The organism is Streptomyces sp. AM8-1-1 (genome assembly GCF_032229325.1).
Classification (GTDB): Bacteria; Actinomycetota; Actinomycetes; order Streptomycetales; family Streptomycetaceae; genus Streptomyces; species Streptomyces achmelvichensis.
This window is the reverse complement of sequence record NZ_CP135086.1, coordinates 3,992,484-4,004,736: the sequence shown is the minus strand read 5'-3', so window position 1 is coordinate 4,004,736 and position 12,253 is coordinate 3,992,484. Positions and strand designations below refer to the sequence as shown.

The 12,253-nt window shown below is 73.4% G+C and carries 9 protein-coding genes; 8 read left to right on the top strand and 1 reads right to left on the bottom strand.

Annotation, left to right across the window (positions count from 1 at the left end; translation table 11 throughout):
• Positions 1–205: 205 nt before the first annotated feature.
• From RPQ07_RS18030 to RPQ07_RS18020, 3 genes are all read left to right on the top strand, one after another.
• Positions 206–1,717 (top strand): SagB family peptide dehydrogenase, encoded by a 1,512-nt coding sequence (locus RPQ07_RS18030; protein WP_313945180.1) that lies wholly within the window; start codon positions 206–208, stop codon positions 1,715–1,717.
• Positions 1,718–1,956: 239 nt separating this feature from the next.
• Positions 1,957–2,133, top strand: a complete 177-nt coding sequence (locus RPQ07_RS18025; RefSeq protein WP_313945179.1) for a thiazolylpeptide-type bacteriocin — start codon at positions 1,957–1,959, stop codon at positions 2,131–2,133.
• Positions 2,134–2,168: 35 nt separating this feature from the next.
• Positions 2,169–2,342, top strand: coding sequence for a thiazolylpeptide-type bacteriocin (locus RPQ07_RS18020; RefSeq protein ID WP_313945178.1), 174 nt, complete (start codon positions 2,169–2,171; stop codon positions 2,340–2,342).
• A 145-nt stretch (positions 2,343–2,487) separates the two neighbouring features.
• Here the strand turns inward: RPQ07_RS18020 and RPQ07_RS18015 are convergent, their stop codons facing one another.
• Complete coding sequence (locus RPQ07_RS18015; protein WP_313945177.1) at positions 2,488–3,042, bottom strand: hypothetical protein; 555 nt, start codon at positions 3,040–3,042, stop codon at positions 2,488–2,490.
• A gap of 215 nt (positions 3,043–3,257) precedes the next feature.
• Here RPQ07_RS18015 and RPQ07_RS18010 point away from each other — a divergent pair, with 215 nt between their 5' ends.
• Genes RPQ07_RS18010 through RPQ07_RS17990 form a run of 5 tightly spaced genes read left to right on the top strand, consistent with a single transcriptional unit; the run spans position 3,258 to position 12,249 of the window.
• Positions 3,258–4,433 (top strand): hypothetical protein, encoded by a 1,176-nt coding sequence (locus RPQ07_RS18010; protein WP_313945176.1) that lies wholly within the window; start codon positions 3,258–3,260, stop codon positions 4,431–4,433.
• Positions 4,430–7,006, top strand: a complete 2,577-nt coding sequence (locus RPQ07_RS18005; RefSeq protein WP_313945175.1) for a hypothetical protein — start codon at positions 4,430–4,432, stop codon at positions 7,004–7,006. The genes RPQ07_RS18010 and RPQ07_RS18005 overlap by 4 nt, the downstream gene beginning before the upstream one ends.
• Entirely contained in the window at positions 7,003–8,694 is a 1,692-nt protein-coding gene (locus RPQ07_RS18000) for a hypothetical protein (RefSeq protein ID WP_313945174.1), read from the top strand. The genes RPQ07_RS18005 and RPQ07_RS18000 overlap by 4 nt, the downstream gene beginning before the upstream one ends.
• The gene (locus RPQ07_RS17995) at positions 8,684–10,618 is read left to right on the top strand and encodes a TOMM precursor leader peptide-binding protein (protein ID WP_313945173.1); all 1,935 of its coding nucleotides are present in this window, start codon (positions 8,684–8,686) and stop codon (positions 10,616–10,618) included. Before RPQ07_RS18000 ends, RPQ07_RS17995 begins: the two co-directional genes overlap by 11 nt.
• Complete coding sequence (locus tag RPQ07_RS17990) at positions 10,615–12,249, top strand: hypothetical protein (RefSeq protein WP_313945172.1); 1,635 nt, start codon at positions 10,615–10,617, stop codon at positions 12,247–12,249. Before RPQ07_RS17995 ends, RPQ07_RS17990 begins: the two co-directional genes overlap by 4 nt.
• Positions 12,250–12,253: the final 4 nt, after the last annotated feature.

Genomic DNA, 12,253 nt, shown 5'->3' with positions numbered 1-12,253 from the left:
ATGTCCGAGCGAAAGGGTTCCGCTGCTGTCATCTGTCACGTCATTCATGACCTCGATCACCTCAGCGGAACGGGCCTTTCCGCGTGACGGTTGTCATGGCCGGACATGGTCTCTGTCACCGGTTCTCCGACGGCCGGCACCACAACTCCCGGGCGGCATCAGAGTGTTTTCCGACGTCTGTTCCCTGCGCACCCCGGAGTTCCGTATGACGACAGAGAAAGCTCCACCGCCCCGTATCGCGCCGGTTTTCCGCGAGGACGTACGGGTCGCGTTCGACGGCGAGTCGGCGACGCTGACCAGCCCGGTCACCTCGTTCACACTGCGCCCGGTGCGCGGCGGCATCCGTACCGCCCTGGTCCGGCTCACCGAGGGTCCCGCGCCGCTGGACGACCTCTTCGAGGGGCTGCTGCCCGCCGAACAGGTCCAGGTGCAGCGGTTCCTGGACCGGGCGGGCCATCTTCTGGCGCACAGCGTCCTCAGCCGGGACGAGGGCTCGAAGCGGCGTGAACTCGTCCGTCTGGAAGCGGTCGCCCGCGACGGTGAGTACCGGGTCGCGACGCTCGGGCCCGACACGACCGTGCGGCTCTCCCGGTTCGCGTTCTGCCGCTCCCGCGGCGGCGCGCTGGTGCTGGAGTCACCTCTGGTGAAGTACCGCGCCGTCCTGGTGGACGGCGCCGCGCGCGACCTGGTGGCCGAGCTCGGGGCCCCGGCCACCGTGGCAGGTCTCGCGCAGCGAGTCGCGCTGGGCGGTGACGAGGTGCTGGACGTGCTCGGCCATCTGGCGGGCGCCGGCTTCGTCGAACCGGCGGACGCCGGCGGCGCGTTCGTCTCCGACAGCGACCCGACGCTGCGCCAGTGGGACTTCCACGACCTGCTGTTCCACTCCCGTATCCGCTCCGGGCGCTACGACGAGCTGTTCGGCGCCGTCTACCCCTACCGGGGGGAGATCGAGCCGCAGCCGGCGGTGAAGCCCGTCCCGGACGGCCCGGTGACCGAGCTGTACCGGCCGACGCTGGAGGAGATCGAGAGCCGCGACCCGCTGCTCACCACCGCGCTGGAGACGCGCCGCTCCATCCGTTCCTACGGTGAGCGGGAGCTGACGGCCGCGGAGCTCGGCGAGTTCCTCTACCGCGTCGCCCGGGTCCGCGCCCACTTCAGGCCCGGCGACGGCAGCGACCGCGACGAGGTCGTCTCCCGTCCCTACCCCAGCGGCGGACAGGGCTACGAGCTGGAGCTGTATGTGACGGTGCGGCGCTGCGCGGGCCTTGCGGCCGGCATCTACTACTACGACCCCGTCGGCCACCGGCTCGTCCTCGTCAACGGCGATGCCGTGGACCGCGAGTCGCTGTTCCATGTGGCGTCGCGCGCCACCGGTATGGAGGCGCGTCCCGACGTGCTCGTCACCGTGACGGCACGCTTCCAGCGCATGTCGTGGAAGTACCGCGCCATCGCCTACGCGACGACGCTGCGGCACACCGGCGTGCTCTACCAGACGATGTATCTGGTGGCGACGGCGCTCGGCCTGGCGCCGTGCGGGCTCGGCAACGGGGACGCCGACATGTCGGCGCGGGTGCTCGGCCTGGACTATCTGCGGGAGTCCTCCGTGGGCGACTTCCTGCTCGGCAGCCGCAGTCCCGGCGACTCGGTGGCCGGCGAGCCGGAGGAGGGCTGGCGGCTGCTCAACAGCCCGGAGTGGTCGCTCCCGGCGGACACGTAGGCGATGGAGAAGGCCCGCCCCGGTCCCGACCTGCGTCAAAGCGCCGCTTTCCTCCCCGCACGGGGAGGAAAAGCGGCGCACTTGTATTCGGCGGGCGGCCGATTCGGCATGACAGCCGTTATATCCACCGTGATAAATGTCAGGACGGAGCCGGGAACACTAGCCACGGATGGGCGGCGAGCGCATGATTAATTCAGCAGCCGAACACGGCGGCTAAAGAATCCGGAAGGGAATTCAAAATGAGCATCAACGACATCAAGAACGGCGACGACGCGGCCAAGGCGTTCGAGGGCTTCGACGCGGACGAGCTGGAGACCCTTGAGGTCGAGCAGGGTGTGGCTCTCCCGGAGATGGGCGCCTCCAGCGGTTCGATCGGCACCTCGTCGTCCTCGTCCTCCACCTGCTCCGCCTGCTGAGAACCCGCTCCGCGGATCACCGGAAGGAACCTGGAATGAGCAGGAACGACTGGCAGTACGGGGAAGACGTGGCGGCGGCATTCGAGAGCTTCGACGTCGAAGAACTCGAAACCCTCGAAGTCGCGCAAGGCGTCGCACTTCCCGAGATGGGCGCTTCGACGGGCTCGATCGGGACCTCGTCCTCGTCGTCGACCTGCTCGGGTTGCTGATCGGAAGTTGCACCAAAGGATGCGCCCATCCAGCCGGCCGGTTGGATGGGTACATCCTTGTGTCCGGACGGGTGCTCTTCCTCAGCTCCCGTACCCGGGTCCGGCGCGGCCCGCGGTCGCCAGCCGGATTCCGTATCCCGGCGGTTCAGCCCCGCACGGCGACATGGAACGACGAGAGCCACAGCACCACCGCGGCCCCCAGGCCGACCACGACGCGGGCCGTCTCACCGGTCGTGCCGGCCGCGATCGCCACGAACCCCACCACCGCGACGACGCTCAGCGCGACGGCGGTCCAGGTGTACTGCCACTGGTCGAAGAGGCGCGCGAGCGGGAAGAAATGCAGCCCCACCACGAGGCAGATGCCCGGCGGGATCAGCTCCGGCCGGCCGGTGGCGTTCGACGCGGCGATCACCGCGAAGACGGCCACCACCTCGGCCGTGTTGACGATGCCGACACCGCGGTTCCACTTCTGGGGCAGACGCACACTGCGGACCACCGGCCCCGCGGCCCCGCGGAAGGCCAGCACCACGCCCGCGACGCTCAGCGCGGCGGCCACCACTCCGACGGTGACCGACACCGCCGCCGCCTCTATCCCCGACCCGCCGGCGAATGCCCAAACAAGGGCGAACACCGCCAGAACGATCGCTCCGCGGCGGCGCAGATTCTGCGTGAGTGTCTGACACTCCGGCTCCGTAGTCATTGCGCGAGAGTACAACGCCATTCCGTTCATTCTGACGGGTTTCGGCCAACCGTCGAGAGGCCGCAATCGGCTGCCCAGGTGCCGGGCCGCGTACCGGTGTCACGGAAACCGTGACGTATGTAAGCGGCCCCTTCGCATTCACTTCTCGGGCCGGACGAATCGCCAGAAGATTCCTGTCAGACGTTTGTTTTCGATTTCTCGGAAGGTGCGAAAGCATGGGGATTGAAGCGCCGGAGCGCACTGCCGTGAAGCCGGACTCCGCCGGCCTGACGGGAGTACGGCTCCACACCCGGATGCCGGTGACACCGGCGTGGCTGACCCAGCGCATCGTGCCGGTCGCCCGCGCCCTGAGCGAGCAGGGAGCACCCGCCGTCCAGCTGCGCCGCGGCTGGCTGCACGGTCCGCACGTCGACATCCTCGCCCTGAACGTCCCCGGCATGCCCGGCGGCGCCGACTGGGACGCGACGGCGGCCGCGCTCGACGCGGGACCGCTCGACCCGCCCCGAGCGCTGACCGAGGAGGCATACCTCCAGCAGGCACGGGAGTTCGGCCGCCTCGAAGCCGTCCAGCCCCCCTACCTTCCGCTGCGTGAGCACGGCGTCGTCGTCCATCTCGGACCCGCCGACACCGCCTCCCGCGAACCGCGGCTCGACCGTTTCCGCACCGTGGTCCTCGGCGCCCTCACCAAGCCGCTGCTGCGCACGATCGAGGGGATCACGGCGGAGCCGGCCACCGCGACCGTCCGCCTGGCCGAGGCGTTCGCCGCACTCGCCGACACCCATCTCCTCGGCCCCGCGCACGGAGTGTTCTCGCCGCGCTCGCACGTGGAGGCGTTCCTCGCGTGGGCCGCCCCGACCAAGGACGTCAGGCCGCTGTTCCAGGAGCGGCTCACCCGGGACGCACCCCGGCTGCGCGCCGTGGTCGAACAGCGCCTGAGCGGCGAGGTGTCGCCGGCCGCGGCCGAGTGGCGCACCGCCTTCGCCTACAGCTCCGGGACCCTGGAGAGCGCGGTCGCCTCCGGCACCCTCACGCTCGACCTGCTCGACTCCGTCACCGACGGCGTCGACCGCAGCGAGATGGGCCCGCCCGGAGCGACCCGCACCGTGCCGCAGGGCGACCAGCCCGACACCGACTTCCACCGGGCCGTCGGAGCCTCGGGGGTGGTGGCCAGCCCCTCACGGTGGTTCGCCGCCTTCCGGCTGCTGACGAACCTCTTCTACGAGCAACTGCCGCTGCTCACCGTCTCTCCCATGCAGCGCTACTACATGTGCTTCGCGATCGCCGAAACGGTCGACGAGGTCCTCGGCGTGTCCTGGCAGGACCGGCTGAACGCCCAGCGGGACCGGATGACCGCCGCCACGACAGCCGACACCACGGGAGCCCCGCGATGACCACGACCGCATCCGCCCGCGAACCCCTGTGGTTCCTGCGCGTCAATCCGCTGCGCCGCAACCGGCTGAGCGATCCCGCCCAGCGCCGTCTCCTCGATGAACTCGCCGCCGTCGAGAAGGCGCTGACGGCCGCCGCCGCGGAGTGCTCCGAGGAGCTCTACCACCGCATCGCCGCCGCCACCGACGACACCGAGCGCCGCGACCTCATCGCGCTGCGCCGCTCGATCCACAACGGCCGCGCCCCGAGGAAGGCGCCGGACCCCGCCACCCCCGCAGTGACCCGGTGGCTCGAGACCCGGGACGGCAGGGAGCGGCTGCGCGCCGAGATATCCGCCGGCTACGCGGCGGCGGCCGACCGTGAACGCGAGGGCCTGGCCGCTCTGTTGGGCGACGACGACCTGCTGCGCTCACTGGCGCTGATCGCACCCGAGGTCCACCAGGAGGCGGTGCGCTACCGCGCCGCCGTCCTCGGCCCCGGCAAGATCACCGCCCGTACCCGCAAGTCCGAGCGCGGACTCATCCAGTACGTCACCCGGGCCATGGTGCGCACCAGCCCGCTGTCCCGGTTCACGGCCGTCGGCATCGCCGAGCCGGGTCCGGACGGCGTCGACCCGGGCGACGTGCCGTTCGAGGGCGCGACCGCCTTCCCCGGCCTGGACCGCGTCATGCTCGGCTATGTCCTCGGCGGGCTGCCCGACCCCGGCGACGCGGAACTCAGCGAGCTGTGGATCGGGTTGCCGCCCACCTCGGCCCCCGACGAGGCGGCCGGCAAGCTCTTCTTCCTCAAGCTCGGCGAGAGGGGCATGCGCCGCCTCGCGGTACCCCTGGACGGGCCCGTCGGCGATCTGCTCGACGCGGTGTCCATGGGACCGCGGCCCTACCCGTCCGTCGTGGCGCACGTCGCCGAACGCGCGGGCTGCTCCGCCGACGACGCCGAGCGGCGCGTACGCCACGCCCTCGGGCAGGGCGTGCTGTGCAGCTTCCACGAGGCCGAGGACGGCTCCGCCGACTACGACGACCTGCTGACGCCGGACGATCCGCGCGCCGGTGACCTGACCGCCGCCGTCCGGGCGGGTCTGCCCGCACTGGCCGCCGCTCCGGCGTCCGAACGCGGCGCCGTGCTCGACGAGTTGCGCGGCAGTCTCGGCAAGCTGAGCCACCTCGCCGGGCGGCCCGCCCAGATCACGGTCGAGGAGGACTACGTCATGCCGCCGCTGACGGTGGCGACCGAGCGGTGGCACCGCCCCCTGGCCGACCTCGGACCGGCCGTCGAACTCCTCACCGTCTTCGACTGGCTGCACGACGTACGCGTCCTGATGACCGCCGCGTTCGTCGAGCGGTTCGGCGCCGGGGCCAATGTGCCGCTCGCCGCCAACGCGCCGTTCGTCGTCGGCGAGGTCTCCCGCCGCGCCGCCGCGATGGCCGCCGCCTACGGCCCCGACGGCACCGGCGACGTCGCCGCCCTCGACGGCATCGGCCCGGCCGACGGCTCCCTGGAGCGCATGTACCTGCTGCGCCGCGAGCTGACCGAGGCCGTCCACGCCCGGCTGTCGAAGACCGTCGACGCCGGTGAGGACACCCTCCGGCTGACGGCCGAGGACGTCCGGGAGCTCACGGCGGCCCTGCCCGACCGGTTCCGCCAGGACCGCCTCATCTACGGCGTCCTGCTGCAGCAGGCCGGCGAGCAGCTGATCCTCAACGACGGACTGCCGGGCCACGGCATGCTCTACGCCCGCTTCCTGGAGGCCGACCGGCGGCTCGGCGGCCGTGCCCTGCCGCTTCTCGCCGACCACCTCCAGCGCGCCTACGGCTCCGACGGCCACCGCGTCACCGAGGACCTCGGCCTGCACCGGCTCAACGTCAACGCGCACACGCCGATCCTCCCCGGCGGGCTCCGGCCCGAGGACTGGTTCGGACTGCGCCTCGCCCACGACCCGGACACCGACACCCTCAGGGTCGAGGACGCGGACGGCAGACCCCTGCGGGTCCTGCCGCTGGGCACCGGCCACCCCGGCCTCTTCCCGCCGCCGCTGTCCGTCGCCTCCGGCCTGGTCATCAGCGGCCGTCTCTTCAACGCCCTGCCCAACAGCTGGCACGCCGCCACCCCCTGGGACCGCGGCACCACCAGAACGGCACCCCGGATGGCGGTCGGCGAGGTCCTGATCGGTCGGCGGCGCTGGTACGGCGGCGAGGAGCTGGCCACCGCCGTCGCCGCCGGCCCGGACGAACTCGACCGGCTGCTCGCGCTGAACGCCTGGCGGGCCCGGCACGGTGTCCCCGAGGAGGTCGTCATCAAGACCACCCCCGAGGACGAGGGCCCCCTCTCGGTGGGCGCGCCCGACGTCCAGTCCAAGCGGCTCCAGCAGAAGCCGCAGTACGTGGACCTCACCAGCGCCCTGAGCGCCCGGGTGCTGCCGCGGATGCTGGACCGCCGCGGCGCGGACACCGGCGGGAGCTATCTGGAGGAGGCGCTGCCGGCCGTCGTGGACGGCACCCACGCCACCGAGTGGGTGGTCGAGGTCGGCCGCGAGCCCGGCGGCAGCTTCACCTACGACGCGGGGGAGCGGTCATGAGGCTCGTCGCACGCCCGGACCTGCACTTCGCGCCGGTGCCCGGCGGGGTGTACTTCAGCGGTACGCACGGGCAGTTCGTACTGCGGGGCTCGGAGCTGCTGTTCGCCGTGGCCGAGGGGTGTGTGCCCCTCCTGGAGCAGGGCGCCACCGAGGACGAGCTCGTCACCGCGATCGGCACCGAGCGCGCCCGGCCCGCCGTCCGCCATCTCGTGGACCGGCTGCGGTCCAACCGCATGCTGCTGGACCCGGCCGCGTTCACCGTTCCCCCGCCGGACGCCGAGGTGCGCTCCCGTCACCCCGAGGCGATCGCCCGGCTGGAGACCCTGCTCGAAGATCCGTATGCCGCGTTCGCCCGGCTGCGTGCCGCGACCGTGCTGCTGACCGGGCCGGCCACGGCGACCGGACCCGCGGCGCGCGGCCTGCGCCGGGCCGGGGTCGGGCAGGTGACGGTCGCCGACTCCCCGGCCGCGTACGGCGGTTCGCCCAAGCCCGTGGACGCCGTCGTGGTCTGCGGTGCGGGCGTCACCGCCGCGGTCCCGGACGGTGTCCCCGACGGCGTCCCGGTGATCCCCGTGCTGCTCGGCGAGCGCGTCGCTCTCGTCGGGCCGGCCGTGACGGGCCCGGACGGCGGCCGCACCTGGCAGGCCTTCCGGGACCGCGCACTGGGCTGGGCGGCCGCGGAGAACACCGAGCCGGCGGCCCGCCCGGTCGCCGACGCCCTTGCCGGCGCGCTCGCCGGACAACTCGTCTTCGACGCCCTGACGGGCACGGCGGACATGGGTGAGGCCCATGTCGTGCACGGGACGGCCCTGGTCGCGGACCGGGTCACCGTCGAGGGAGCTCACATGGCGGCCGCGCCCGGCCGGCCGAGCTCCCTTGAGGACGCCCCCGCGGAGAAGATGCCCGAACCCGAGGACGCGCTGGCCGCCGCCGGCGCCCTCACCCGCCGCTGGACCGGGCTGTTCGCCTCCGGAGCCGGCGAGGACCTGCCGCAGATGCCGCTCGCCCTGCGCCCGGCCGAGCCGCGCGCGGACCGGACCGCCACCGTCGTCGGCTGGGCCGGGCACCAGGAGACGGCGACGATCGCCGCCGCCCTCCAGGCCCTGCGCGCCAGGTCGCCCGAGGGCGGCACGCCCGCCGCCGGTCTCACCGAGGAGCACTGGCTGCTGGACGGAGCCCTGCGCGGGCTCACGCCGTCGGCCGCGCCCCTGGCGGACGTCACGCCGGACGACCTCGACCCGGAGGCCGCCCGGATCCTCGCCGCGGTGCGCCCGCTGCTGCCCGCCGCGCCCACCCTGGAGCTTCTGCACGTCCCCGGCCTCGACTGGCGGCTCGCCCGCGTGGCCGGGGCGGGGGACACGCTCGGCCTCGGCTGGGGCGCGAGCGCGCAGGAGGCCACCCGTACCGCGCTGTGCACGGCACTCGCCCGCCTTCAGACGGCCGGCGACGGCGAGGAGCGGGTCGCGGACGTGTCCACCGACGCGCTGCTGTTCGCCGGTGCCGACGTCCTCGGCGCCCTGCGCAAGCAACTCATCGCCCAGGCCGGGGAATCGGGCCTCGTCCACCGCGGCCGGGCCGTGCGGACCGATGCCGTGCTCGGCGAACTCCCCCTCTGGTACGGGCCGGTGGACGCAGCAGCATCTACACCGGAGACCCAGGACACGCAGGAGCCCCAGGATGCGAACTGACCTCCCCGCGGGCCGGGCCGGCGCACCGGCGTACGGCCCCGGGCTCTCACCCCCGTACGACGACGAGGCATGGCACACCGCGTTCGCCGCCCTCGCCGAGGCCACCGACGGCGCGGTCGCCGTGAACCGCGGCTGGGACCTCGCGTTCGAGCGCGAACGCCTCGACGCGGCCGCCGACCGGGGCCGCTCCCATCTCTCCGTCCGGGTGCACGGGGACGAGGTGCTCGTCGGCCCGCTGTGGATGCCCGGCAGCGATGCCGGATGCGCGGGCTGTGCCGAGGTGCGTGACCGCACCCTTCTCGAACACCCCCTCGTGGGGGACCTCACCCATGCCACCGCGGCCCCGTCCCCGAGCGCGCCGCTGCTGCCCGAACTGCTCCGGGCGACCCTGGAGCATCTGGCACAGCGGCCGCTGGGGCCCGGCGAGCTGTACGCCGTCTCGCCGCGCGGTCTGCGCCGGCACCGCATCGCCCGCAGTTTCCACTGCCCGGTGTGCGGCCCGACGGAGGCCGAACTGGACGGCACGGCCGTGCCGTTGCCGCTCGCGCTGCGCGCCCGGCCCGCCTCGTCCGGCGACCCCACCCGCTCGGCGCACAGCCGGCTCGTGGAGCGCGGGCTGCTGCGCGACCGGCTCGTCGACGACCGCTACGGGCCGGTCCGCGCGATCCTGCGCGAGTCCCACGCCCCGTTCGCGATGAGCATGGCGGTGGTGCCCGACGCCCCGGCCATGGGCCACGGCCGCGCGCAGACCTTCGCCGAGACCGAGCCCGTCGCCGTCCTGGAGGGGTACGAACGCCTCGGTGGTTTCCCGTACGACATTCCGGTTCTCACGGGTCGTGCGTACACGGAGATCGCCGATCACGCCGTGGACCCCGCAACGCTCGGTCAGTACACGGCGGAGCAGCTCGCGCACCCCACCTCGCGGGTGACGCCGTCGGACGAACACACGCCGATGGACTGGGTGTGGGGTCACGACCTGGCGGACGGCAGAGCCCTGCTCGTTCCCGCCGACCACGCCTTCTACCAGTACGAGTACGCGTTCCGCCGGGACCGGCGGGCCGCGCGCGAGGTCGGTCCGACGGAGCGCAAGCACTACTTCTACGAGTCCTCCAGCGGCTGCGCCGTCGGCGCCGGGCTCGAAGAGGCCGCGCTGCACTCGCTGTTCGAGCTGGCGGAGCGCGACGCGTTCCTCACCTCCTGGTACCGGGCGGCGCCCCTGCCGTACATCCCGGAGGCGTCGATCACCGACCCGACCAGCCGCGGAATGATCGAACTGATCAGGGCGCGCGGATTCGACGTGCATCTGCTGGTCGCCACCCAGGACATCGCGCTGCCCGTGGTCTGGGTGCTCGCGGTGAACCGGCTGAACCCCTTCCCCGCGACGTTCTCGTCCGCCGGGTCCGGCGCCGACCCGCAGTCCGCGATCCGGGGAGCCCTGCGCGAGGTGGCCCAGCTCGTCACCAACCCGGTGGACTGGACCCGCGAGCAGGTGGAACCGATGGTCGATGACCCATGGCTGGTCCAGGAGTTGGAGGACCACGTCCGGTTCTCCTCGCTGCCCGAGACGGCCGCCCGTGCCACGGCGGCCCTCGGCGGCACCCGGGTCACGCTGGACGAGGCTTTCCCCGACTGGCCTCGGCGTCTGGCGGAGGCGTCCGGCGGCGATGTCCGCGGAGCGCTGGAGTTCGTCCGGAGCCTGTTCGCGGACGCCGGTCTCGACAGGATCGTCCTCGTCGACCAGACCAGCCGCGAGCACGCCGACGCCGGTATCTCGGTCGCGCGTGCCGTCGTGCCGGGCATTCTGCCGATGTGCTTCGGCCATGCCCAGCAGCGCCTCGCGGGGCTGCCCCGGCTGGAGGCCGCCCTGCGCGGCACCGGCCAGGAGCACCGGGCGATTCCCTACGACCCCCACCCGTTCCCGTGACGGCCCCGGTCGCCGAGGCCGCTTCGGCAGCGCAGGGTCCGGTGGCGGGAGAAGCCGCGCCGGTGCGGCGCTCGCCCGTCGATCTGCCCGGCCCCGAAGGGGACAACAGCATCGCGCGCGAACCGCTCTGGTACGCGTACGGCGCCGGCCACGACCGGCCCGAGCCGCCGTGCTGGACCTGGGACGCCACCCCGCCGCCGGACACACACGTCGCGCCCGCGCCCCCGACGGGCGCGGGCGCCCGCACCACCCTGCCGCTCGGCACCGCCGGGCTCCTGGAGCGGATGGTGTTCCCCCGGGTCCCCTCAGCCCGTCCGGTCCCGTGCGGGCCGCCCGCCCTCGCGGTGCCGGACGCCGAACGGCCCGGCCGGGCCCTGGTCACCGCCTTCGGCCCACAGCGGCGTGAGCCGGAGAACCCGTACAACGACCACCGGACCTACGCCTCGCCCCGCTGCCTGTTCCCGGTGCACGCCTTCGTGGACGGGGGCGGCGGCGACCCGTGGCGGCTGCTGGAACCGGATCTGCACACCCTGACCGGGGCGCCGGACCCCGGGGAGATCCGGCGGATCGCGCTGACCGGCCGCTATACGGCGATCCCGGCGGCCTACCAGTGGTTCCGCGGCTCGCTGGTCGCCATCGAACTGGGCATCGTGCTGCGGGCGCTGGGCATCGGGCTGGAGCTCTTCGGGGTGCCCGCCAGGCTGCGGCTGCCCGACGCCGACGCGCATGCGCTGATCGGCGAACTCGGGCCGGAACGTGCCTGGGAGTGGTCACTGCCGTTCGTGCTCGACCTGGGCGACCCGGCCCCGGCTGCCCCCGTGGCCCGTACGCCCGGCGCCCTCCTGGTCACCACTCCCCGGACGGCCGGCGGCCCGGACCTCGTACCCGGTGGCATCGGCGCGGGCGACCCCGCGTTCGCCGACCTGGTACGCGTCAACCGGAGCCAGACGTACGGCGGTTCACCCGTGCCGATGACCACCGCCGTGCCCGCGGGCCTACCGTCCTCCGGACGGACGCCGACCTGGGCCGAGCTGCTGTGGAGCCGCCACTCGGGACGGATGCCGCGCGGACTGCACGGCATGAGCGGCCGGCCCGCCCGGCTGCCCGCCGAGGCCCTGCACACCGCCATGAGCTGGCTCGCCGTCCCGCCGCCGGGCCCCGAACTCGCCGCCGCCTTCGACGCGGTGAAGGTCACCGCCGTCGTGCAGGGCATCGACGGGTACGACGACGGCGTCCACCGCATCGAGGACGGCACGGCCCGCCTGGTGCGCGCCGACACCTCGGCGCCCGGAGTGCTGGAGGAGAACTACGGATACGGGGTCTCACCCGTCAACGGCTGCCGCATCCGGCACGCCCCGATGACCGTCTTCTTCTCGATCCGGCCCCGGGAGCTGTTCGCCCGGCTCGGTCCCGCCGGCTGGGGCGCCGCCCAGCACGCCTGCGGCTGGGCGGTCCACGGACTGTGTCTGTCCGCGGCCGCGTCGGGCCTGTTCGCACGCCCCGTCAGGGCGTTCAAGGAGATACCCACGCAACGCGTCATCGGCCTCGACGAGGACGAGGCGATCGTCCTGTCGGCGGTCGTGGGGGTCCCTCAGGACACCGGTGGCGCGCTGCTCGACCTCAGAGTCTGACGGC